The sequence below is a fragment of the Cupriavidus sp. D39 genome, from assembly GCF_026627925.1.
Classification (GTDB): domain Bacteria; phylum Pseudomonadota; class Gammaproteobacteria; order Burkholderiales; family Burkholderiaceae; genus Cupriavidus; species Cupriavidus ulmosensis.
Window position 1 is genome coordinate 253,014 of record NZ_JAPNLE010000007.1, and the last position, 23,415, is coordinate 276,428.

Here is a 23,415-nt window from a genome sequence, read left to right on the forward strand (position 1 = left end):
AGGATGCCTGCCGAAAGCATTCCCTCGGATGCGGAGAAACATCGATGAGCGGCAGCCTTTGGCAACCGCCTTATAGTCCTAGCGCTTCCACCCGATCCGGTGCCGCTCCTGCGTGACTTCGTGCCGCGCATCGTCCTCCGTATGCAGGTAGGCGCTGGTGGTCGAGATGGACGCATGCCCGAAATTGTCCCTGACAAAGCGCAGGTCCACCTGCTGGTCGGTCATATGCGACTCCGCCGTATGGCGCAGCCAGTGCGCCGAGGCGCTGGCCAGCACCTCGGCCCGGCTTTCCCAATCCGGTCCGCGCGCGCAGGCCGGAACGTGTCAATGACTTTGCGTCACCTGGCTTCATGAATTTACTGTGCCGGACTGTGGTGTGTTTGGGGTAATGGCCTCCGATGGGGGCGGGTTGATCCAGACTGCTGTGGGCAGCCGCGGTGGTTCAGGGCGACGCCCTTTAAATCTGTTTGGGGACGCCCGGAATGCTGTGTCGAGTGCTGCCTGACGGGTGAGGTGCAACTCCTGGGCGAGCCCATAATGAACGCTGTGCGGCGTCATGAATCCGATGCCCGAGTGCCGATGCACGGTGTTGTACCAGGCGAAGAATGCCTGGCAGTGGGCGCGCGCATCCTCAATGCAGCCGAAGCGCGCGGGGAAGTCCGGGCGGTACTTCATCGTCTTGAACTGCGACTCCGAGAAGGGATTATCGTCAGATACGTGAGGCCGGCTGTGGCTTTTGGTGATGTCCAGGTCGACCAGCAACGCGGCCACCGGTTTAGAGCGCATGCTGGCACCGCGATCGGCATGAAGCGTGAGCACGCCGGGGGCGATATCGTGGCGTGCCACGCTGTCGGCGATGAGCTGTTCAGCGAGCTCCGCGCTCTCGCGCCCGGCGATCAACCAGCCCACGACATGGCGGCTGAAGATGTCCAGGATGACGTAGAGGTGGAAGCACGTCCACCTGGCTGGCCCTTTGAGTTTGGTGATGTCCCACGACCACACCTGGTTAGGCGCGCGCGCCAGCAACTCAGGCTTGACGTAGGCCGGATGGACAAGCTGGTTGCGTCGCTCGCGCGAGCCGCCATTGGCCGCGAGCAACCGGTACATGGTGCGCACCGAGCCCAGGTAGCGGCCCTCGTCGAGCAACGTGGCGTGTAGCGCCGCCGGCGCGGTGTCGGCGAAGCGCTCGCTGTTAAGGGTGTCCAGCAGCACCTGGTTTTCCAGGGCATCCAGAGCCAACGGTGGCCGGGGCCGGGCAGTGGACCGTGGCAGTGGACCGATGAAGGCCATGCGACGCAGGTGGGCCCGCTGCCGGGCAGGCGTGCCGCGCGGCACGCCCAGGGCATGGCAGGCCGCGCTCGCGCCCAGGGCCGGAGTGAGCTCTTGCACAGCCGCCATTACGGCTTGTCGGTGTCGTCGTCGATCGGATTGCCCAGCAAGGCTGCAAGTTTTTTTGGACGTCGATCACCAGCAGCGCCTTGTCGAGTCGCCTCCTGAGATTATCGCGCTCGCGCGTGAGCTGCGCGATGTGCCGCGCCTCGGCCCGAGTCTCGTCGAATTTGGGTCCGCGCTTTTGTGGGGCAAGGGCAGCCAGTTCGGCAGCCTCGCGCTGGCGCCGCCACGTGCTCAAGGATGACGAGTACACGCCTTCATGGCGCATCAGCGCGCCGATCTCTCCGGGCTTGGTGCAGCGGTCAGCCGCCTCCAGTATGCGGCGCTTGTCGGCGTTGGAAAATTGCCTGCGCCGAGCGCGAGCAACGACCTCTGAATCGGTGCCGGACGCTGACGCCAGCGTCGCCGATCCGGGCGCCTCTTCAGTCGCCCTACGGGCTCCTTGCGTTGCGCCCGGATCGGACACATTCTTGACGGCGGCCATCGTTGCCTTGGATGAGTTGTTGACGGTCATACCTACCTCGTTGCTCACTAATCTATCAGGGATAGGTGACGCACGTCATATTGGCACGGGGGGTCCTCCCAGCAACCGAGCGTGGCCATCAGTTTGCGCATCCGGCCGCGATGCTGCAGAACTTCCTTCTCCAGCAGCGTTTGCAGCAGTGGTGTGTTGCCCAATGAGCGAAGGCGTGTGCAACCATCCACGCACTCTGCCGGCTTTCCCTTCCAAAGGCGCTCGCGAATGTCCTGGGGCGCGCTGACGAGCAAGGCTCGCAACTGATTGATAGCCTGCGTGTTTGCCTTGACGGCGCTACGTCTGGCAACAGAGACTGCCCGCATCGCTTCGGCTGCTCCGGACTGTGCCTTTGGAATGGCTGTCGCACTTCCAGATAGGACAGCTCGCGCGGCGTTCTCCGCAACGGTGGGATCAGATTTCCCCGGAGTCTGCGCGTGGCCCGGTCGGGGCGGTTCACTTCGAGCACCTCAATCTGATGATCTCGCAGGATGCGACGGCCACATTGCGCCTCCTGGCCAAACGCTGGCAGCCGCTGGCAGAAGAGCTCAAGACACTTGATGCCATGCTTGATCGCCTGACCAGCCAGCACGCCAGGCGTCTTCGGGAAAGATTCGGTGTCGGGCCTCAGACTGCCGCGGTGCTGGTTGCCGTCGCCGACATACACGGGTACCGAGGAACAGTGGTGGTGTCGCTCGAACTGGCAGCCGCGAAGTGGAAGGTCGCGTTACACGACGGGCAGCGCGAGCAGCCGGCGATACACACCGTCGCGCAGCCGCAGGCCGCCGCTCATTTGCAGGCCGTGCTGGACCTGATCGAACACCAGAAGCACAAGTGGTCGCTGCCGGCAGGCGTGCGGCTCGTCGTAGCTACGAAGCCGGCCAGGACGCATTCTGGATCTATCGCGCGCTGCAGGCAAACGTATTGACCGTTATGTCGTCGATCCAGCCAGCATTCCGGTCGAGCGCCATCAGCGACGAGCCAAGACCGACCGGCTCGATGCGATCAAGCTGGTGATCAGACCCGGCTACGCTGCTTGAGCGCGCCGCGGAGAACTGGACGAAGGGCACTGCATCATGAGAGGACGGCGGCCTGCTGGATCCGCAATCCTCAGGCGCCGGGTCAGGGCCGCGTTTCCTGACCTGACTCGTGGCCACGGGCGAGTGCACCCTGTCCATGCCACCGGCGCGGCATGGGTTCGAACTGGCGTAAAGGCACGGAAGCTGGCGCCGGCTAGTTCCGCGTGATTATCCGGATCGGCCCCTGCCGGGCCAACACGTCGACCACCACACGCTCGCCAGAGCGGCGCACCGCCACGTCGGCGCTGCCGCCACCGACGGCCAGGTTGCGGAATACCACTTCGTCGAGGAAGGGCGGCAGCGAAGGATCCTCGAAGGTGATCGCCGGCTCGCGCGTGTCGAAGTTCAGCCCCAGGCAGGCCTGCAACAGCAGCAGCGGAGCGGCGGCCGCCCAGGCCTGCGGCGCGCAGGCCACCGGATAGAACGTCGGGCCCTGGCTGCGCTGGCGCGGGAAGCCGCAGAACAGCTCGGGCAGGCGTCGCAGGTCGATATAGTTGGAGGCAGCGAACAGACCCTCGAAGATGCGGCTGGTTTCCGGATGGTAGCCGTAGCGCGCCATGCCAGCGGCGATCAGTGCGTTGTCGTGCGGCCATACCGAGCCGTTGTGGTAGCTCATCGGGTTAAAGCGTGCCGCATCGGCGGACACGGTCCGGATGCCCCAGCCGCAGAATGAAGTGCTTTCCATCAGCGTGGCCACCACCGAGGGCGCGCGCTCGGGGAGCGCGATTCCGGTAAACAGCGTATGGCCCGCATTGGAAGCACGTATGCGACAGGGGCGCTTGTCGCCGTCCAGCGCCAGCACGTAGGTGCCCAGCGCCGCGTCGTAGAAGCGCGCGTCGAACGCGTCGCGCAGCAATTCAGCGTTGGCCGCGTAGGCCGCTGCGCCCTCGCTGTCGTCCAGCGCCGCGCGGATCGACGCAGCGGCTTGCCAGGCGCCATAGGTGTAGGCCTGCACCTCGGCCAGCGCAATCGGGCCGGGGGCGAGCCGCCCGTCCTCATGGAAGACCGAATCGCGGCTGTCTTTCCAGCCCTGGTTGATGAGGCCTTCCGGCGACTGCCTGCCATATTCGACAAACAGGTCGCCATCGCGGTCGCCATAGTCGCTAATCCAGCCCAGCGCGGCCTGGATGTTCGGCCACAGCGTGCGAATGGTCTCGACATCGCCGGTGCGCCGCAGGTAGGCGCCGGCCAGCAGCACGAACAGCGGCGTGGCATCCACGCTGCCGTAATAGAGCCCGAACGGCACTTCCCCCAGTCGTGCCATCTCGCCATGGCGCATTTCGTGCAGGATCTTGCCCGGCTCGGCATCGGCCTCGGGATCGACTGTTTCCGCCTGCTTCGCGGCAAGGTATTGCAGCACGCCGCGGGCAATCTCTGGATCCAGCCAAAGCGTTTGCAACGCCGTAATTAGCGCATCGCGCCCGAATACCGTGCTGAACCACGGAATGCCGGCATACGGGTAGGGCCCGTGCACGGTGTTGGTCAGCAGCATGTAGAGGTCAGATACGCTGCGCCGCGCCACCTCGTTGAAGAGTTCGTTGGAGGTGGTGATGGATGCCGCGCGGCGTGTCGCGTGTCGCAGCTCCCGCCGCGAATGGAGAAGTGCGCTAAGGAAGGATTGCGTCTCCTCGGCCTCGCGCTGCACCGACGTGCAGCGGATTTCCATGCGAAGCACTTGGGAGCACGACGGCTCGAGCGTCAGGGTGAAACTCGCGCCGTTTTGACCTAGCTCGGCCGGCGCCGGGTCAAAGGCGAGCCGGGTTTCGCGCCGCCCCTGGTCCAGGCCGGTATAGCTCAGCGTGACCGCGGCGCCCGTGACAACCGGCGCATGCACGGTGCCGCGCCGCAGCCGCCGCGTGCCGCGCACTTCGAACAGGTCGGCGAAGTCGGCATTGAAGGCAATATCCACGCGCACGCGCCGTGACACCTCGTCATAGTTGCGCACGCTCAGCCGCTCATAGCAGGCGCCATTCCACAGGAAGCGCGACCTGCGCAGGTGGATCAGGTCGTGCTCGAGCCTCAGCTTGCCATCGTCATCAAACAGGTCGGGGTTGGTCAGGTCGCAGGTCAGCGCGGCGTTGTCGTCGCGCAGTGTTGACGACAGCAGCATCGGGCGCTCGCCGTCGATGGTTAGCCGCAGATAGGACAGGTGCCTGGTATCGAAGTGAAACAGTCCTTCGGGGCTGCCAGGTGCCCCGATCGCATCGCCGTTGTGGTCGAACAGCGCGAAGGTGTCGCCGTGCTTTAACGTGCGCGGGCGCCGCTCTTGCAGCGACGCCGCCGCTGGGATGTAGAACTGGGCGACATGGTTGGCACCGGCGACCAGCCCCGGGCTGACGGGTAGTTCATTGGGGTCCGTAAGCATGGTGAGATTCCTCCGTTCACGCGAGCGCCGGTTCGCCGGACCCGCCTTCCGACGCGTCTGCGTCGCCGGGTTCCGCCAGGCTCTGGTAGATGCGCACGTACTCGAGCCCCATCCGCTCGACGGTGAAACGCGCTTCGAAGGCTGCACGCACGGCGGCGCGCGGCAGTGTGGCCGCGCGATGCACCGCCGCCACCGCTTCATCAATACTGCGCACGATATAGCCGCTAACGCCAGCCTCAATCACTTCCGGCACCGAGCCGCACGCAAACGCGACTACGGGTGTACCGCACGCCATCGCCTCGATCATCACCAGCCCGAACGGTTCCGGCCAGTCGATGGGAAACAGCAGCGCGCGCGCATTGCCAAGGAAGGCGGCTTTGTGATGTTCGTCGATCTCGCCGATGTAGTCGACTTCCGGGTGCCCCGCCACCAGGGGGCGGATGGTGCTCTCCCAGTAGTCGCGGTCAACCTTGTCGATCTTGGCGGCGATCTTCAGCGGCATTCCGGCGCGTGCCGCAATCTCGATGGCAAGGTCGGGGCGTTTCTCCGGCGAAATCCGGCCGAGGAATGCCAGGTAGTCGCCGCGTGGATTGGCGCAGCAGGCCAGGAGGTTCGCCGGCAGGCCGTGGTGCACGGTGCCGGCCCAGTTCACCGGCGGCATCGGCGCGCGCTGCGCGTTGGAGACCGACACCAGCGGGAAATGCGGGAAGTGCACGTAGAACGGCTGCAGGTCGGGCAGGTCCAGACGGCCATGTAAGGTGGTCACGGCCCGCACGGGCACGCGCCGCAGCAACGGGAAATGCACCATGTCGATATGGAAATGCAGCACGTCAAAGCTGCTGGCACTCGCCATGACGCGGTCCAGCATCATCACGTAATACGGCAACCGATCCCGCACGCGCGTATCCAGGCGCAGCGCCATGTCGCAGCACGGTACCAACTCGGCACGCGTGGCCGAGTCGCCGCTTGCGAACAGCGTGACTTCGTGGCCCTGCCGCACCAGTTCTTCGGTCAGGTAGGAAACGATGCGCTCCGTGCCGCCATACAGGCTGGGCGGGCAGGACTCGGCTAGTGGTGCAATCTGCGCAATCCTCATTGGCACCCCGGGTCGTGTAGCAGTACCGCGGGTTGGATGACCGCGACAGGGCCTGGACTGATGAAAGGCAAAATAGTCGGCACTTCTTCACGCCGTCGTGCCCAGCGTGTAGGTGCGCGGCAAGGCGCTGCTCGGGCAGCGAGCGGAAGTCCTGTTTCCACATTAGTTCAAGGCGGCAGGAAGTTCGCCTTCATTAAACAAGATCTGCGGTTGGGTGACCCGCCAGCCGCGTCCGAAGCCGCTTCCCTCGCTGGCGATCTGTATTTGGGCAAGCTGATCTACCTGTATGACGACAATGGCATCACACTGTCCGCAAGCACGGGTATCACTTTTACCGAGGACACTGCGAAGCGCTTCGAGGCCTATGGTTGGCGTACCCTGCGGTCGCATCTCGGCTTCGGGGCTCCCAATAAGCAGGACACATTCGAAGCTGATGGCCCGGCATGAATCCTCCGAGACCTGAAGGCGGCGGGTTGCTTAGCCACATTGAGTCGCCGCCACCGGCGCACGGTTCAATCAGCCACTAGCGCAACGCGGAAAGTCAGACGTGTGACAGGCAGCGTGGAATGCTGGAGTCGCTGCTGCGGCAAGCAGTCATGCCTGGCAGATAGTGAACCACTTTCGGGTGTCGTGCAGGGAACTGAATATGGCCAAAGACGGCTCGATGTCAGGGCCTGCTGAAGCGACACAGCTTACGCGAAGGTTCATGGTCTGGACATGACTTGACTGATCGGACGGTTACGGAGGTACTGCAAGCAACAATCGAGCAGCCGATACAATTACCTGCGCTTGCCAGTCCGCGCTTAAGAAGCCGCGCGGACGAGGCAGCAGGATTAGGTTATATGCGCGGTTCGTCTCAATACGGTTGAGTGCCATAAAACGAATGGATTTGCATCGCCCAGGACTGGTCGGCCATATCTGGCCACTGGTCCTTATCGAATCCTGGTGCATTTTCGAGACTAGCCTTTTCCACGTTTAGCACGAAGCGCTTGTTCGCCGTGTCGAGCGTCAACGCGTTCCATGGCACGGCGAACAGCTTCTCCCCCATGCCGAGGAACCCACCGAATGACAACACCGCATAACTCACTTTGCCGGTGCGCATGTCCAACATGATTTCCTTGATGTCGCCCAGATCCTCGCCTTTGTGGTTGTAGACGTCGTTCCCAACCAACGTGTCGGCACCCATCAGGTGGGGGCCGGGCCCCCACCAAGGCGGCCTCGGTACATGCCATAAGTATCGCGCTCTTCATAGTTCATGTTCGTCTCCCTAAAAAATGAGCTAATCACATTTCCTGAGGGCACCCTTGAGATCACCATAGCCCGTTTGCAAACGACTCCCTTGGCAGCCTGTCAGGAGGTCTCCTCCCTTCTTATAACGTTAGTTTCTCGCCCCTCGTGTCCCAACAATTGTTACGAGATGCGGCGCTGCTCAGACTTTGTGGGCAGGTAAAAGTCGCGGAGGACGGCGAGGCCGCACAAAGCTACGTGCGAAGTTTTCGGCCCGACGTGGTACTGCTCGATATTGGGTTGCCTGATATGGATGGCTACGAGGTTGCGCATCGAATCCGCTCGATGCCAGAACACAGCCATGTGCTATTGGTTGCCCTCAGCGGATATGGGCAGGCGGAGCATCGGCGTCGGTCACGCGACGTGGGTTTCGACCACTATCTCGTTAAGCCCGCCGATCTCGGCGAATCGAACACGTTCATCGCTTCGTGGAGCAATAGGCCAAGTCGTTACCTCGCTACCTGAGTCCCCATAAGCCCGCCACCCCTCACTGTGCGGGCTTTCTTTCGCTCGTCCGCACAGCATGTCGGATAGCGTCTGATGGCGGAGCCGGATGGCCGTCCCACACTGAAAAAAATCACTTTCAGAAGACAGCCATGACCACCAATCCGAATATCCACGTCGTCCGCCATGGCGACGGCTGGGCGGTGTGACCGACGTCCTTTTAGCAGCCTTACTCCCTCGGCAGGTCCGAATGATCCTGCCACCGATTCCGCCCCGTGGTTCCGCCTTCTGCGCCGGCGGGGGCCCTGTTCGTGTGAAGGCTGTGCCACCTACCATTTTCAAGAAGTGCATACCGCCCGTCCGCCGCGATCCAGGAATCTGCCGCCTTCCGGGTCGAACAGGCAGTTCCACCCGTTAACCAGTAGGAGACTTCGATGGACCGAAATGACGGTGCACTTCAACCTGAGCCGGCCGACAAGAAGAACCGCCTTCTCGAAACCGCATTGGACGATTTACTACGGCGTGTCCCCTCGCTATCCGGCGAGACATTGGAACAAGCGAAGCAGGAGTTTCTAAGAACGGTGGCAAGATCAAATTCGGAACCGTCAAGCGGAACGGCGGAAAAAAGGATGGACCCAGTGCAATGAGCGGTTCACAGCGCTGATTACGGATCAGCCAGCGAGGGCAACTGCCATTGCACTTGGCCTTGGCGTCATAATCGGAGCGCGGTGCTTCCTTGGCCGTCGCTCGTCTGACAACTAGTGGGCCGTAACGTTTGAACTTGAAGTAATTCGCCGAGAAGGATCGAAGTATTTCCATTTCACGGGCTTGGGCTGCTTGTTGTAGTGGCGAATGTGGACCGAGAGCTCATTTCGGTCGCCTTATTGCACACCTTGATTCGATTCGCTGTCGGGGCGACGAATCGAGGCGTGCAAGCCTTTCCCTTATAAAGCGCCGGACTGGCTCAGGCACACGCATGCAACGCACGCCCTGGCGCGTGTGCGGAGCTGACCACGGCGCGGGACCACTTGCGCCATGCCTCGGTCTCGACGACCTCTCTGTTGCGTAAAACGGCCCCGGCAGCCTCCTCCTGGCTCGACCAGGTGGAGCTGTGGTTCGCCAAAAACGAACGCGATGCCATTGCTCGAGGCATCTTCACCTCCGGACCGACCTTAAGCGAAAACTCATGCGCTACTCAAGCGGCGTGGATTAGGCTTGAGGTGGCGTTAAACCAGAGGCCCAGAGCCACAATTGAGGGGTATGTTGGAGTGAAATGCATATGTACGTTGGTATGTTCGGCCAGAAAGGCATCGACCTGCTTGGTCTTATGGGCGGAGAGGTTGTCGGCGATCACATGTATCTCTTGACCGCGAGGCGATTGGCCACGACATCGGTCAAGAAGGCGACGAACTCCGCAGCGGTATGCCGTGCCGCCCAACGAAGGTATTGAATTTCAGGTCGGCCTCCTCGAAGGTGCTGCCCGCCGACATGCTGCCGCTCATCAAGCAAAAAGCCGCCTCCACGCATGCACGCGGAGGCGGCGCCTAGCGGCGGCATGGATTGCCGCCGCGAGCTTTTAGCCTCTATGCCAGCAGGTAGTCAGCGCTGGCCTTGCTGGCCACCCTTCTGGCCTTGCTGGTTCTGCCCAGCCTGATCGGCCTTCTGGCCCTGTTGTCCTTGCTTGTCTTGCTGGCCGCCTTGCTGGCCTTGACCACGATCCTGTTGCTGTTGCTGGCCGCCCTTCTGGTCTTGGCTGCCGGACTGGCCGCCTTGCTGACCGGATTGCTGCTGTTGCTTGCTTTGGTCTTGCTGACCTTGGCCGGGTTGCTGTTGCTGTCCCATCGTGCTCTCCATGGCGCGGCGGAATGCCGCGTTTTTGAAAGGGTGCAAGTGCCACGCTTCGGGCCGCATGCCACCTCTCGATCACTCGAAATCTAGCTACCCAATAATTCACACTAATTTCTGGCCAGCCAACGCGCTACCGGCAGCCCTCCGTGCAGGCCCCATTGGAGTACGCCCCGAATCACTTACCCGAGCTCCATCGGAGAACACGGCGCGCCGGTCAGTCACCCGGTCACCGTCCCCATAGCCTGCTAACCATGTGCGCCCAGCACCATGAGCAATGGGCCTGCGATCAGTACAAGGCTGACTCGTGGGCTTTCTGGGAAAAAAGCGGAGGGGCATTCCACGTGTCGAAGCCGAAAAACGATTAGAAATCAGTGGCTTACGAAAGTCGCGTAATAACGAATCCCGGTCGAATCCTCAAATAGACGGAGACGACCGGGATGGCTCGCCCTCGCGGGCTTGCCGTCACGCCCCGGCATGCATTGGAACACGTGCTGGCCAGATCTGGTCCCAACCCGGATGCGGTCTTTCAGTATAGGATGCGCTGGCGTTTCGTCCAGACCCTAGTGCAAGAGCAACTGCATTAGGAGAAGGCCGATTCAAGCAGGAGGCAGGTCAATACATTCTGTCTAGGTGTGAACTTGCCGCACTAATCTACCCATCGTCATAAGAAATGCGATTGATCACCTTGGTGGTAGCATCCTCGGGCCAGCGGCTGCAGTCACCGACGCTCCCCCGCGTCCCCTGAGAGCAGGTTCCACACCTCCGCCTGTAGATTTTTCACTGACTTGATCCGGGAAAGCTTGCTATCGGAGTTGGAGGCGGAGTGCGACACTACATCAGCGCCAACATGTGAGGACAAGAACACCTTGGTGAGATCGATACTGACTTATATCGACGCCCAACGATTACACAACGAAGACGAGTGCAATACCGCTATTACAGCGCTCGATCGGTTGCGCGCATTGCCTCCACAAGACCGCTGACGCTAGAGGGCTGCCTAACGCTGGCAAGCGTCATGGGCCGGCCTTTAGGATTGAGTTCGTCGACGTCGGCCGGCACGGACGCCGACTTGCGGGAGGAAACCGGGATGATTCTTCCGCGAGCCGCTCCAGGTCACACTGGAACAGATAGTGGCGGCTGTGGCACATCGGCTCTCCAACGCGCTTTTGTGTCCGGGACGCGACTTTGGTCGATCGTCGCCCCACCTGTATCTTTGCGCTCCCTGCCATGCAACCCGCCACTGTCAGCCTTTCCGGCGCTTTCCGGCGCTGCCTTTGGCTTGCCGCCTAGGCAGGCGGGAGTCCACCATTGGTCTCCGGCACGGCAGGCACGTCGTGCGGATTCCGCGCGAGTCCGCCGGGGTTAGTGGGGGTGGCCCCCGGCCATGTTCCCAGATGGCGCGCCCGGCCCCGGCATAATGCGGCTCCCTTTAGAGCCTTGGTCCGTACGCACGTCCGACGACTGAGCCATTTCCACGCCCGTGCTCACCAGGAAGGGGATCGCAGACAGCACGAGGATCATATTTTGGCACATAGGCTCCATGGACTAACCTGGGCACGCAGTGCGCCGAAGCGGGTGCCAATTGATCACCGACGCCAGCTCAGCAACGGCGGGTTCTGAGCCCGACCGCGTACTGTTCGCGACGTTATCGACGGAGTTCTTGCATCCCGCGATTGTGTGCTTCGTTTTGCGCCATGGCGACCTTGGCGAATTCGGCTCGCGTGGCTGACGCGATTTCGTTCAGTTGAAGGCCATACGACAGAATGTTCTCAAGTTCTCGCTGATCGGCTGCATCACAAGTTGACTTGAAGCGCGAGCAGTTCTATCAGCGCCCGCGGATGTGGGGCGAATCGGCCCACATGCCAAGCAGATCAGTGAGAAAAATGAGAACTTGTGGCGATCCCCGACCTAAGGCCAGGCATCTTGCCAAAGATATGGAACAATCGAGGGACCTCGACCACGAAGCGCTTCGTATGAAACTTACGATTACCTTAGAGTTTACGCCCGCCGCTCAGGCCGCAGCGAGGGACATCGCCTTGGATCTCACGCCTCACACAGGCGCGATTGCGCCGGTAATTGGGGACCTGATTCAGTTCCCCGGACAGCCAATCATTTTTGTGGTCATCGGTCGCATCTGGCAGCCGCGCGATCCCGACAATGTCGAGCTTCGCATCATGCTCGATCTGTCGCCTGCGCCGCTGTCTGTCGTCTGAGCCAACCGACGACTTCGCGATTGAACAGGCCAAGCACGATTGCTAGGTACAGCCAGCCTTCAGCGGTCCAGACATGTCCGCTGTCCAGACCTGATTCGGTGCAGCCGGCATGAAGTTGCGTTCAAGCCGGTTAGGCGCGATCGGCAGCGCGTGTTTTGGAGTCCGCCGTCGCCCGATAGCGGCGTTTGTGCCGTGCCCGGATATCGTTCTCACCCATCAGCCGCTCGACCCGCTCCTTGCCTGCTGGAAAACCACGCGTGCGAATCTCCCTGAGCCTCCTTGGCGAGCCGTACGCCGCCCGCCTTTAAGCTGCGCATGGCTGCGTGGTCTCCACGAAGGAGATCATGGAGACTCGAGCTTCGAATGGCCGCAAAGGCACCCGACGATCCGCCAGCCTCCGCTTGCAGATCGGCCGTGAGGGGTAGCGGTCGTCCAACTCGAGGTTGGCGATCCTCTCTGTCCGGACTGGGACCTATGTCGACGCCGCCAGAGTGAGCTCTCCTTCTCAGATGAAAATAAACATCGCGATCACGGCGGCAGCCATCACACCGGCAGAAAGCCATCCAAGAGCTCGAAGCCAAATGGGCGTGACGAATGTGCCCATGACCTTGGTATTCGACGCCATTAGCATCATTAGCACCATGATCGGCACCGATGTGACGCCATTGATGACGGCGCTCCAGAACAACGCCTTGATCGGGTCGAGTGACGTGAAGTCGAGCGCGAGGCCCACGACTGTCGCGAGCACGATGATTCCGTAAAATCGTTTCGCCAGTTGCGGTTCGAGCGCGAGGCTGTTTTTCCAGCGGAATGTGCCGGCCATTGCGTAGGCAGCCGAGCCCGCCAGCACTGGCAACGCGAGCAGGCCTGTGCCGCTGATGCCGACGCTGAAGAGCAGGTACGCAAACTCGCCCGCGATTGGTTTCAGCGCGGACGCGGCCTGCGTTGAAGTCTGTATATCGGTGATGTGGTGTGCATGCAGCGTGACCGCAGTGGTGAGAATGATGAAAAACGCAATGAGGTTGGAAAACGCCATCCCGATCGACGTATCCATGCGGATGCGGCTCAGGTTTGCCGGACCCTGCGACGGCATCCTCGTGAGCGCCTGTTGTCCTTCTTTTGCGTGCAGTTCCTCGACTTCCTGCGACGCCTGCCAGAAGAACAGATATGGGCTGATGGTGGTGCCGAACACGGCGACCACTGTCGTGATGTAGCCTGCGCCCCACGATCCGTGCGGAAACACCGCCCGCAGCGCCACCGTTGCCCACGGGATCTGGACCGCGAAGACGATCCCGACATAGGCGAACAGTGTCAGGGTGAGCCATTTGAGGACATGGACATACCTGTGGTACGGTACAAACACCTGCAGAACCAGCGAAAACGCACCCAGTCCGACCGTGTAAGCTCGCGTAGGTCCACCGATGAGCAGATTCACGGCCGCGCCCATGGCCGTCAGGTCGGCGGCGATGTTGATTGTGTTCGCAACAAGCAGCAGGACGACGGTGCCATACAGTAACCACCGCGGGTAATGGTGCCGCAGATTCGTCGCGAGACCATGACCACTCACCCGTCCAATTCTTGCGCTCACGATCTGAATGGCGACCATCAGCGGATACGTCAACAGGACGGTCCACAGCATGTTGAAGCCGAATTGCGCGCCCGCCTGCGAATAGGTGGCGATGCCGCTCGGGTCGTCGTCCGCCGCCCCGGTGATGAGGCCTGGTCCAAGCTTCGCAAACCACGAATCAGCTTCGCTGTCGACCGTTGAGGACGGGATCCTGTCGTGTTCCATAAACGCCTCGAAGTGGTGCGACAGTGGTTGATTGTAGAAGCGAATAAGCCATTCAACTTGCGCATGGGGCGACCGTGGCCATGTCGGCACCACCTTTAAGGCGCCGGCCTGTGAACGCGGACCTGCGCCCACTAGTCGTCATGGTGACTCTCGAAGGCTGGTTGGCGGGCTTGTGTCTCTGCTCGTGCGCCACAGTGTCCAGTATGTCCTCACGGATGCCGCGACGCTCGCTGAAACTCTTCACTCGCGGGATGGCGATTGGGCAACCGGCCGGCGGTCGTGCGCGGCAGAGGCGCCTGTGATCGCACGGATCTATAGCCGCGATGCCTGCTTGCAGTCCGGCGGCGGCTGTCTACATCGGCAGCAGGCCAAACAGCCACAAACGGGAACGCGGTGCGCTGCCGATAAAGTTGTCCGAATTGTCCGTCATCGTACCGACAGCGCTGCGGACTAATGTCAGGGTCTACTGGGCAGGGCGACGCCGAGTCGTGCAGATGCCTGGGAACAACCGAGGTCTTACTGTGACGCCTCGCGAAGGACATGCCGACTCAGGACGAATATCGGTGAATGGAGATCCCAATGGTGATCCGTGCCGCCGGGCACTCCATGCTGAAATGAGCGCCCGACGCGTGTTCTTACGCTCTTTAATTCACTATTAAGGATCAAGATCATGAATAAGGCTACCGCATCGACGACTTCTGCGCTTGCAAAAGCTGCGTCCGAGGGTGTGAAGGCAGACTACGACGCCGCGGTGAAGCAGGCCGACGCTCAATACAAGATGGCGAGAAAAAATGCGGCGACATGAAGGCCAACGCCAAGGATGTCTGCAAAGCGCAGGCCAAGCGGGATCGCGATGTTGCGAAGGCCAACGCCAAAGCCACGCGCGCCGGCACAGCAAAGGCGCAAGCAAAGGCACACAAGGTCAAGACCGACCGAGACTACGACGTGGCTAAGGAAATGTGCGGCGACAGGAAGGGCAAAGACAAGGATGTTTGCGTGAAGAAAGTCAAGGTGGCTCACAAGAAGGCGCTTAGCGCGGTCAGGGTCGAGAAGGCCGCCGCCACGGGCACCCGCAAAGATATCGCGGAGGCTAGTCGCGAAGCCAAGAAGGACGCCCTGGACGACTAAGTACAAGGCCGACAGGGAGGAATGCGATGCCATGTCCGGCGATGCCAAGGAAAAGTGTACGGTTGACGTGAAGGCAAAGCACGGCAAGTAGTCGGGCAGTGCCACCTTCCCGCCGCAAGCCAAACGTTGAGTGGCAGCGCTGGTAGGCGTTGTGGCGCCTTTTCCTCCATCAGCGCCAAATAGGATGAGCTTCCCGGGGTAGCTTTGATTTCGGTGCAATATGCGACGGTTCGCAAGCCCAGCAGCGACGCGGGGGCTCATGCCTAAGTTATTGATTTTTTGAGGTTTGCTGTTCGCTTCTGCTTGGCGTATCTTGTTTGGCCCTAGGCACGGGAGGCGCACGAGATGCAAGGCTGGCAGAGCACCTTTTGGGCGCGCGCGAGGTGCCGCGTGAACTCAGCAATTTCGAATTGCAGACGTTCTTCACATACAGCCACGCCGAGCACGAACTGATCGGGCGACGGCGCGGCCCAACGATGAAGCTGGGCCTGGCGCTGCACATTGGCTTTTTGCGCATGAGCGGCTGCCTATTGGATGCGTTCAGTATCCTGCCACCAGTCCTGCTTCGCCACCTCGGCACGGAACTCGGCATCAATACGCCGGATCTAGCGTCCTTGCGGGCGCTCTACGCGCGTGGGCGAACGCTCTCCGACCATCAACTGCTGGCCTGCCAGACGCTCGGGTTTCGTTGGATAACGGTACATCAACGTCGAGCCCTTGTGCGGGCGCTGCGTGATGAAGTGCTGCATTGCGCCGATCGGGACCGACTGCTGTCATATGCGCACCAGTGGCTGTATCAGCATCGACTGATCATCGTGCATGAGCGCGCCATCCGAAGCCTTGTCGCAGCGGCATTGACCGAGCTTGAGTCCGGTGCCTGCGCCTCGATCCATTCGGCGGTACCTCCCGCGACATGGCGAAGATGGCTAGCCGCAATGGAACAAGCACGACCGGATGGTCAGCACGTCCAGAACTGGCTGTGGGCGGTCCCGGCGAAGCACTCGACGCGACAGTTCGCCGAAGTGCTCGAACGTATCGAGTGGCTAGTCGAGATTGGCGTCGACCGCCATCGTTTCGGTCTCAACGATGTTTTGGTGCGCCGTTTTGCACGTCGCTTGGCGGCGCGGTCCCCATCGCTCAGCGCACGAATTAAGGAGCCGGCACGCACCGTCGAGCTGGGCTGCTTCCTGCGATATTGCCTGCTCACTGCCACTGACCAGCTGATCCTCATGTTTCAGCGCCGGGTGGCAGATCTATGGCGGCAGAGCGCGGAGGGTGTGAAGGCTCCCATCGACTGGGCCGCACAATACCGGCAACTGCTCGACGAGCTGGCCAGCTTGAGTAGCGATGGGAGTATTCCGGATGCCGAGCTGCGCCCGCATCTGGCCCAATTGGTGGCCGACAAGCGCACTCAGCGCACACCGAGCCGGTCGTCTGCGATCAGGCTGCGGCTGATCGACGCCATCAGGCCCGTACGCGCGTTACTGGTCGCCGTCGCCAAGCTGCCCTGGCAAGCCACCGGCGAACACCCGGTAATTGACGCTCTGGGCAAGCTGCGCCACCTGTATGCGAAGGCCGTTCGAAGCTTACCCGATGACGTGACCGCCCCTTGCCTAGGGCCAGCCTGGCTCGATGCGATCAGCGGTGCCGATCGCGAGCGCGCCTTCCGGGCACTTGAAGTCGCCACCCTGTTTGCCTTGCGCCGCGCCGTTCGCAACGGCTCAGTCTGGATCGAGCATTCATTGAGCTTCCGAGGTCGCGAGCGCTTGTTCCTGCCAGCCGAGCGTTGGCAGGCTGAAGCTCGGCGCCACTATACGCGGCTGTCGCTGCCAGCCCAAGCTGCCGACTTTCTCGGGCCGTTGCTTGAGCGCGTGCGCACAGGCATTGCCGCGGTCGCGGTAGCGACGCGCGCCGGCACGCTACGCGTCGATGACGAGTTGCACCTGGCACCGCTAGCGGCACAGGAAGAGGATCCCGAGGTCTCAAGGCTGCGGACCCGCCTTGACCACCACATCGGCGATGTTCAGTTGCCGGAGGTCATCTTGGCAGTGGACGCCCAGACGCGCTTCAGCTGGATCATGCTCGGCCGCGAGCCCCGGTCTGTGCAGGAACTGTTGATGGTCTACGCTGGCATCCTCGCGCATGGCACGAGTCTGACGGCGGCCGAGTGTGCCAGGATGATTCCACAATTGTCAGCCACGAGCATCCGCCACGCCATGCGCTGGGCGGGAGATGAGAGGCGGCTGGTTCAGGCCTGTAAGGCAGTTCTGGAGTTCATGCACCGCCATCCGATCGCGGCGAGTTGGGGCCGGTCGGATCTCGCCTCCTCGGACATGATGAGCCTGGAGACAAGCCAGCGCGTCTGGCAGGCACGGCAAGACCCACGTCGCCACACCGCCTCGGTAGGTATCTACACTCACGTCCGAGATCGGTGGGGGATCTTTCACGCCCAGCCGATTGTGCTCAACGAAAGGCAGGCCGGCGCGGCGATCGAGGGCGTTGTGCGGCAGGAGCGAATCGAGACCACACAATTGGCGGTCGACACTCATGGCTATACCGACTTCGCAATGGCGCTGGCCAGGCTTCTTGGGTTCGACCTGTGTCCCCGACTGCGAGAACTCAAGCAGCGTCGTCTCTTCGTACCTCGCGGCGTTGCTGTTCCCGATGAGATCGCATCCGTGTGTCTCGCCAATGTGGATTTGGCTGCGATCGAGGCGCAGTGGGACCCTTTGGTGCACCTGACAGCCTCCGTGATGTCGGGACACGCCAGCGCTGTGGCAGCCCTAGCGCGATTCGGCTCGGCCGCACGGGGCGACCCTATCTATGACGCCGGCGTGCAGTTAGGCAAGCTGCTGCGCACCGCGTTCCTTGCCGACTACTTCGTCAATGCCGGGTTCCGGCGTGAGCTGTTACGCGTGCTTAATCGCGGCGAGGCGGTCAACTCGCTAAAGCGGGCGATCTATACAGGCCGAGTCGCCCCCACGCAGGCTAGGCGCGCCGACGAGATGCAGGCCGTCGCCGACGCGCTAAGCTTGCTGGCTAACATCGTGATGGCGTGGAATACCGGTCAGATGCAGACAGTGCTCGATCGGCAAGTGAAACGACGGCAGCCCGTGGCACCCGAGTCGTTCGGGCGAATCGCCCCAACACGGCTAGAGGGCATCAATCTCCGGGGCGTCTTCCGCTTCCCAGTTGAGCGCTACGTCGGACAACTACTGCCGTCACAAACTGCACCCAAAACAAGCGCTGCGGGCTGAAATCGAACTCGCAATGACGCCGTTTGCGGTTGATCGATGGCCAAACAGAAATCCTCTATTAATCAATAGCTTACGAGGACACGTCCGCGCTGATGCTGGGCTTGCGAACCGTCGCAAATTGCACCGAAATCAAAGCTACTGTCAAGGACGTTCTGAAATGTCGCCCTCTCAGCTAAATTCAAATGTCCGGTCTTCAGCTAAGCTGAAATGTCCGGGTTGAAGCTTGGCGGCAGCGCTTTCCGCCGGGGCGGGATTTTAGGGAAAGACACGGCGCGCATGGCCAGAGAACGATGCGCATGCGCCACGCCAGAGTGCGCACCCGTAAGACTCCTCTGAGACAATCGCACGGCGCCCCGTCACTTTGATTCTTAGTCTGCAGACTTGGTCGGAGAAATATTTGTCTGTACTTTGCTCGGCAGCAATATAGGTGTCTTCTCCAATCCGCTTAGCTGTTGTCTCGATGTGGCCACCACAACTTATGTGCGTCACGTTCTCGCCGAAGTCGCCGTCTAGAAAGATCCTTGCTGTCCTCGGGTTGTTGGGATAGAGGACGAGCATTCCGCGGTCTTTGTAAAAACCGACGTAGATCTGTGGGCGTGCATCCGTAGCTGCGGTTGCTGACAAGATCAGAAGCGCTGGCGAGAGTGCTATTAACCAACGAATGAAATCCTGCTTCCAGAGCGGACGTGGCATGCTTCCCCCTTGCTGTAGATCTAGAAGCATGCCACGAATAGAAGAGCGCTAGAGATGATCCTGTTGGAATGGCACAACTAGCGAATCAGTTGTCGGTTCCGTTGAGTGGCCATGGCTGCTTCTGCAACCGCTGCAGCGCTTCCAGCATGTCATTCTGATCGAGCGATCGTTGGGCCTTCTTGCCGGGCGGCCTGCCGCGTTTGCGCGGTGTTCCATCCGTGCTTGGCACAGCCTGAGAGCGCCGGTTGTCACGCTTCTCCTGAACGTATTGCGCCATCTGCAGGACGTGTCCGATCCGCTTGTTGTCGACGATCGCACCTTGATCAATTTCCGACAACCGGTCGTAGATAGCGTAGGGAAGGGCGGCGCCATTCGCCCGCGGTTCTATGCGTCCATCCGGGTAGTGATAGACATCGATATAGCGACCGGCCAGCTTGCGATGCTCCGAGGTGTCGGCAAGCAGGTAGAGCATCTTGTCGTACTGAATCGTCAGGCTCTTGGACACGCAGCGCGGTTCGCGCCAAGTGAAGATCAGATCCAGATTCTCATCTGGTCGCAGCGGCCGATGCGCGTCGTGGCTGTTGCGCGGCACCTTAGCAAAGCGTGCGTTGTAGTCGGCGATGAATTCCAGCATAAAGGCGTTGGCGGCCTCCATCGTGCTGATACCACGCAGGCGCAGTTCCTTCACGAGTCGGTCCTGCAGGGTCAGGTGGGTCCGTTCCACGCGGCCCTTGGCCTGGCTGCTGTTGGCACAGATACCCTCGATGTTCAGTTCGAACAAGGCCCGGGCAAACTGGGTATGCCCGTCACCACCGGTCGCGCTCGGCTTGTTGACGCGGAATACGCTGGCTTTGTCGCTATAGAACGCCACGGGCTTGCCATGGCGCTCCAGGTAGGCCCGCGTTGCGGCGAAGTACGTGAAGGTGGCCTCCGAGTGGGTAAAACGCAGCTCCATGATCCGGCTGGTGGCGTCGTCGACATAGACCAGCAGCGTGCACGCCGGCGCCCGGTCTTCGAACCAGCGGTGGTCACAGCCATCGATCTGGATCAGTTCACCGAGACAGGCGCGCCGGTTGCGTGGCTGGTAGATCTTGGGCGGGCGCTGCTTGCGTGGAACCCAAAGCCCGGCGCCCACCATCATTCGGCGGATCGTTTCCTTGGACAAGGTCAGTCCATGTCGCTCGCGCAGCTTCTCGCAGGCCAGCGTCGGGCCGAAGTCGGCGTAATGTTCCCGGATCAGCCCAAGGGCCACGGATTCGCGGCCCGCCGGCATGCGGTTGTTGCTGGGCCGGCCGCGCTTGCGGGACACCAGTCCGGACGGGCCTTCCTGCCTGTACCGTTCCAGCAGCCGCCGGAATTGCCGATCCGTGATCTCCAACCGTTCGGCGGCCACGCCGAGCCGCAACTGACCATCCACGACCGCCTGGACGGTCTTGAGCCTGTCTAATTCACGCATGCTTACTGTAATGACCTCGAGTCTAGCCATCCTCTGGCGTCTCCATTGCATTCAACCGGGCAGGCTGAATACCATGAAGGGCGCCTCAGGCGGACATTTCAACTTTGCTGAAACCGGACATTACAACTTTGCCGCTACAGCTATGTCCAGGCATAATCGTTATTATGTTAAATTGTTATGCTATATAACAATGAGTGCGGCGATCCCATTGGTTTGAATGGGACCCCGACAGCCGCGAAAGCCTGCAGGCAGCGACGCCGCCCACGGCTCGATATCCAGCCGCGGTCTTGGGGTTGGCAGCAACGCGCAAGCCTGCGCAGATTGCTACTCGGACCCAGGCGGTGATGTCCGAGAGGATGAGCCCCGAGGGTATCTCCCGCGTGGAGTTGGACGTCCCGAACAATCGCTTCGTCGCCAGCGCATTGACCCGACCCGAGCGCGTTAGACCGCCATGCCGAATTGTGTAAGGATGGAAACCGTCTGCGTAAGGCCTTGGGCGGTCAAAGTGCTCAAATACTCGGGGACAGATTTCGGTGGGTTCTTGAGCGATGCACGGTGTTCTGCCACTGCGGCGAGAACTTTGCCTGCGTTCAGGTCAAGGAGATCCACGATGAAATCGTCTGGGTGGATCGCCTCGATGTTGAACTTGTCGAGCGCCGCCTTCGGGAAGTCCTTCATGTTAAACGTGATGATCGCTTCGGCCCCGCTATGGATGGCGGCAGCGACCACATGCCGATCATCTGGATCGGGCAAAACGACGGACGCAATCAGATGCTCATACCCGGCGACCAGCGACTCACGCACATTCTGATTCATCAGTGCACGTGTCCGTGCCAGCCGTTGCTCTGTGAGGTCTTTTCGCTTCGCTAATAGATTGCTCGTCCACTCATCATGGATTCGGTCCGTCCACTTGGCACGGTACAAGTCCGTCAGCGCAAGGCGCATCAAGAGGTCTCGCAATGGGGCTGGATAAAGAACGCAGGCATCGTATACAACTGCGAAATTAGACGCCATGCTCAATAGCCCATGTCAAGCTCTTGTGCCTGAGCGGAGAGCTCGTCCAACGCCTTGCGTCGCGCTTCATCGATGCGTTGTTTATAACTAACCACGTCCTGATAGAGCACGCGTCGATGCGTGTTCACCTTCCGGAACGGGATTTCCCCTTTTCCAGCAGTTGAACCAGATACGGCCGCGAAACGTTGAGCAGGTCTGCGGCTTCCTGTGTGGTCAACTCGGCATGGATTGGGATGATCGAAACAGCGTTCCCTTGCCCGATTTCGGCCAGCACTTCAACCAGAAGCTTCAGCGCCGAGGTCGGCAGGGTGACGCTGCGCATCTCTCCCTTGTCGGTCTTGAAGTCAAATTGCTGCGTTTCAGAACGGTTGTCCAGGACCACCGCAAGGCTACGGCTGGACTCACGGGCAATAGCGCTCTCATCTGCCGAAGGCAGCGCCGTATTGCTGATGGTCACATTCATGAAATTCTCCGGCTCAGTCTGAGTACGGGAGCATTGTAATTCGAAATAATCGAAATCGCAATATCCGAAATTGCGACCGGACTGAGACAAGAAAATCCTGGTGTGAAGTCCTTCCTATGATCGGCGTACCTTGACGGTGGGAAATGTCGTATACGACACCCATCCTCCAGGGTGACGGGGGATGGTGCGACTTCACATATAAGAGTTACGAGTCGACACTCTCGAAAATGCGCCTATTGCGGCATGTGCGAGAGGTCGAATGGCGCGTAAGTAGGGGTATCCGTACTTTTTACGCAAAATCTGGCGGTGATTGCCCAGAGGGCCGGTTGCAGCAAGGCTCCGCAGGCCCACCTCTTTCGCGAGGCAGGCAATTTAGCAAGTCCTTGATCCGTATGGGTTTTCGGATCAAAACCGCCAGATTTTGCGCAAAAAGTACGACGACCCCACCAAGCGCGATGTGTTGCGCGGTGAGCTTCGCGTGTGGCGACGACGGAGCGAGACCTGGTGGTGGAACGGCTCAAGGTGTACCAGCGCCAGTTGTTCGCTTGCAAGAGCAAGGCGCGGATCCGATTTCGTATAGGGTGGTCGTCGCGGCCATCGGCGATTGCCAGGCGGACACGGCGACCCCCGAACCAGCCGGAGCGCCGTTCGCGACGCCGTCGATGACGTCGTGCATCTTGCGCTTGTTCTCTTCGTATTGTGCATCGGCGACCTTCGCGAATTCAGCTTGCGTGGCAGAGGCGATATCGTACTGTTGACGTCAATTTGACGGTGCCTGCTCGCCAGTGCGCTGCAACAGATTCGCTTACAACCAGCAGTTGCTGCGGATCGTTGGCGGAGAAGGCCATCCGCGTGGGTTCGTCCGTTTCCGTCAAGGCCGATTTCATCGTCTGCAAATTTAGTTCGATCACTTTCTGGAAGGCGGAAAGGATCGTGTTCGTCAGATCGAACAGGATGTCGAGATTGGCGGCCGGCACAGCCGCAATCTGTTCGGTGGGCAAGGTAGGCACGATATGGCTCCTGAGTTGGCCCCTGCACGTCCTTGGGGCAGCGTGCCGCCGGATTGACGCGATAGGGTGGTTGGATCGGCCAACTGCTGGGAGCGACTCACCTGGCGAGGCGACAGCGCACGCAACCTGCCCTCGGCGGTCCGCAGGATCGCCGAGGGCAGGAAGGCCGCAATACGTTACGAGCGGACGGTGCCTTAGCGGCCCCGCCCGACGGCGTCAAGAATCGAATGTCCGCGGTGTGTGATGCGAGGGAAGGCTTGGCCAGAGGGACTTTTCTCCAGCATGACGAGCTGGTGACACAGCAGGGAGTCAAGATCCACGGGATCCAGGTCATGCGGATCCCGTTCCTGCCTGAGTAGGATCA

At 61.0% G+C, this 23,415-nt stretch carries 13 protein-coding genes and 10 pseudogenes; 9 read left to right on the forward strand and 14 right to left on the reverse strand.

Annotated elements, in window-relative coordinates; genetic code table 11:
• Positions 1 to 78 precede the first annotated feature (78 nt).
• Together OMK73_RS08220 and OMK73_RS08225 are read right to left on the reverse strand one after the other, a co-directional pair.
• Positions 79 to 309: pseudogene (locus tag OMK73_RS08220) on the reverse strand (tyrosine-type recombinase/integrase); the annotation flags it as partial.
• Between the two features lie 39 nt (positions 310 to 348).
• Positions 349 to 1,792, reverse strand: a protein-coding gene (locus OMK73_RS08225) for an IS3 family transposase (protein ID WP_420715507.1) whose coding sequence is annotated in 2 segments (ribosomal slippage) — positions 349 to 1,456 and positions 1,455 to 1,792 — 1,446 coding nt in all. Because the reading frame shifts where the segments join, the coding sequence is not laid out codon by codon here.
• Positions 1,793 to 2,546: 754 nt separating this feature from the next.
• On the opposite strand from OMK73_RS08225, the pseudogene OMK73_RS08235 reads away from it, so the two are divergent.
• Positions 2,547 to 2,910: pseudogene (locus OMK73_RS08235) on the forward strand (IS110 family transposase); the annotation flags it as partial.
• Between the two features lie 229 nt (positions 2,911 to 3,139).
• Here OMK73_RS08235 and OMK73_RS08240 read toward each other — a convergent pair.
• On the reverse strand, positions 3,140 to 5,350 hold the full coding sequence (locus tag OMK73_RS08240) for an amylo-alpha-1,6-glucosidase (RefSeq protein ID WP_267601594.1): 2,211 nt from the start codon (positions 5,348 to 5,350) through the stop codon (positions 3,140 to 3,142).
• A gap of 16 nt (positions 5,351 to 5,366) precedes the next feature.
• Entirely contained in the window at positions 5,367 to 6,446 is a 1,080-nt protein-coding gene (locus OMK73_RS08245; protein ID WP_267601595.1) for a glycosyltransferase family 4 protein, read from the reverse strand.
• Between the two features lie 228 nt (positions 6,447 to 6,674).
• On the opposite strand from OMK73_RS08245, the pseudogene OMK73_RS38960 reads away from it, so the two are divergent.
• Positions 6,675 to 6,884, forward strand: a pseudogene (locus tag OMK73_RS38960) (transketolase); the annotation flags it as partial.
• Between the two features lie 418 nt (positions 6,885 to 7,302).
• Here the strand turns inward: OMK73_RS38960 and OMK73_RS08255 are convergent.
• Entirely contained in the window at positions 7,303 to 7,632 is a 330-nt protein-coding gene (locus OMK73_RS08255; protein WP_267601596.1) for a PRC-barrel domain-containing protein, read from the reverse strand.
• Between the two features lie 209 nt (positions 7,633 to 7,841).
• Between OMK73_RS08255 and OMK73_RS08260 the strand changes: the two genes are divergently transcribed.
• The 3 genes and pseudogenes from OMK73_RS08260 to OMK73_RS38965 all read left to right on the forward strand — a co-directional run.
• Entirely contained in the window at positions 7,842 to 8,198 is a 357-nt protein-coding gene (locus tag OMK73_RS08260; RefSeq protein WP_267601597.1) for a response regulator, read from the forward strand.
• Positions 8,199 to 8,611: 413 nt separating this feature from the next.
• Entirely contained in the window at positions 8,612 to 8,824 is a 213-nt protein-coding gene (locus OMK73_RS08265) for a hypothetical protein (protein WP_267601598.1), read from the forward strand.
• A 307-nt stretch (positions 8,825 to 9,131) separates the two neighbouring features.
• Positions 9,132 to 9,235: pseudogene (locus OMK73_RS38965) on the forward strand (site-specific integrase); the annotation flags it as partial.
• A 194-nt stretch (positions 9,236 to 9,429) separates the two neighbouring features.
• Here the strand turns inward: OMK73_RS38965 and OMK73_RS08270 are convergent.
• A pseudogene (locus tag OMK73_RS08270) lies at positions 9,430 to 9,611 on the reverse strand (transposase); the annotation flags it as partial.
• 177 nt (positions 9,612 to 9,788) lie between these two features.
• Here OMK73_RS08270 and OMK73_RS08275 point away from each other — a divergent pair.
• Entirely contained in the window at positions 9,789 to 10,115 is a 327-nt protein-coding gene (locus tag OMK73_RS08275; RefSeq protein WP_267601599.1) for a hypothetical protein, read from the forward strand.
• A 1,491-nt stretch (positions 10,116 to 11,606) separates the two neighbouring features.
• Here OMK73_RS08275 and OMK73_RS08280 read toward each other — a convergent pair.
• A pseudogene (locus OMK73_RS08280) lies at positions 11,607 to 11,796 on the reverse strand (phasin family protein); the annotation flags it as partial.
• Positions 11,797 to 11,830: 34 nt separating this feature from the next.
• Here OMK73_RS08280 and OMK73_RS08285 point away from each other — a divergent pair.
• A complete protein-coding gene (locus tag OMK73_RS08285) occupies positions 11,831 to 12,238 on the forward strand; it encodes a hypothetical protein (protein ID WP_267601600.1) in 408 nt (135 codons plus the stop codon).
• On the opposite strand, the pseudogene OMK73_RS08290 reads toward OMK73_RS08285, so the two are convergent.
• Positions 12,207 to 12,539 (reverse strand): annotated as a pseudogene (locus OMK73_RS08290) (IS3 family transposase); the annotation flags it as partial. The gene OMK73_RS08285 and the pseudogene OMK73_RS08290 overlap by 32 nt on opposite strands.
• A 204-nt stretch (positions 12,540 to 12,743) precedes the next feature.
• The gene (locus OMK73_RS08295; protein WP_267601601.1) at positions 12,744 to 14,030 is read right to left on the reverse strand and encodes an NRAMP family divalent metal transporter; all 1,287 of its coding nucleotides are present in this window, start codon (positions 14,028 to 14,030) and stop codon (positions 12,744 to 12,746) included.
• A 670-nt stretch (positions 14,031 to 14,700) separates the two neighbouring features.
• Between OMK73_RS08295 and OMK73_RS08300 the strand changes: the two are divergent.
• Positions 14,701 to 15,249: pseudogene (locus OMK73_RS08300) on the forward strand (hypothetical protein).
• Positions 15,250 to 15,503: 254 nt separating this feature from the next.
• Positions 15,504 to 18,415, forward strand: a pseudogene (locus OMK73_RS08305) (Tn3 family transposase).
• A gap of 255 nt (positions 18,416 to 18,670) precedes the next feature.
• Here OMK73_RS08305 and OMK73_RS08310 read toward each other — a convergent pair.
• The 5 genes and pseudogenes from OMK73_RS08310 to OMK73_RS08330 form a co-directional block, all read right to left on the reverse strand.
• Positions 18,671 to 19,108 (reverse strand): hypothetical protein, encoded by a 438-nt coding sequence (locus tag OMK73_RS08310; protein ID WP_267601602.1) that lies wholly within the window; start codon positions 19,106 to 19,108, stop codon positions 18,671 to 18,673.
• 85 nt (positions 19,109 to 19,193) lie between these two features.
• Entirely contained in the window at positions 19,194 to 20,594 is a 1,401-nt protein-coding gene (locus OMK73_RS08315) for an ISNCY family transposase (protein WP_267601603.1), read from the reverse strand.
• Between the two features lie 411 nt (positions 20,595 to 21,005).
• Positions 21,006 to 21,578, reverse strand: coding sequence for a PIN domain-containing protein (locus OMK73_RS08320; protein ID WP_267601604.1), 573 nt, complete (start codon positions 21,576 to 21,578; stop codon positions 21,006 to 21,008).
• Between the two features lie 2 nt (positions 21,579 to 21,580).
• Positions 21,581 to 22,041: pseudogene (locus tag OMK73_RS08325) on the reverse strand (excisionase family DNA-binding protein).
• Positions 22,042 to 22,763: 722 nt separating this feature from the next.
• Positions 22,764 to 23,051: a phasin family protein gene (locus OMK73_RS08330; RefSeq protein WP_267601605.1), complete on the reverse strand. Its 288-nt coding sequence runs from the start codon at positions 23,049 to 23,051 to the stop codon at positions 22,764 to 22,766.
• Between the last annotated feature and the right edge of the window lie 364 nt (positions 23,052 to 23,415).

Bases quoted from the DNA above. Each gene is read 5' to 3' on its own strand.
- OMK73_RS08240 (WP_267601594.1), bottom strand. From the start codon at position 5,350: ATGCTTACGGACCCCAATGAACTACCCGTCAGCCCGGGGCTGGTCGCC.
- OMK73_RS08245 (WP_267601595.1), bottom strand. From the start codon at position 6,446: ATGAGGATTGCGCAGATTGCACCACTAGCCGAGTCCTGCCCGCCCAGC.
- OMK73_RS08255 (WP_267601596.1), bottom strand. From the start codon at position 7,632: ATGGGTGCCGACACGTTGGTTGGGAACGACGTCTACAACCACAAAGGC.
- OMK73_RS08265 (WP_267601598.1), top strand. From the start codon at position 8,612: ATGGACCGAAATGACGGTGCACTTCAACCTGAGCCGGCCGACAAGAAG.
- OMK73_RS08295 (WP_267601601.1), bottom strand. From the start codon at position 14,030: ATGGAACACGACAGGATCCCGTCCTCAACGGTCGACAGCGAAGCTGAT.
- OMK73_RS08310 (WP_267601602.1), bottom strand. From the start codon at position 19,108: ATGCCACGTCCGCTCTGGAAGCAGGATTTCATTCGTTGGTTAATAGCA.
- OMK73_RS08315 (WP_267601603.1), bottom strand. From the start codon at position 20,594: ATGGCTAGACTCGAGGTCATTACAGTAAGCATGCGTGAATTAGACAGG.
- OMK73_RS08320 (WP_267601604.1), bottom strand. From the start codon at position 21,578: ATGGCGTCTAATTTCGCAGTTGTATACGATGCCTGCGTTCTTTATCCA.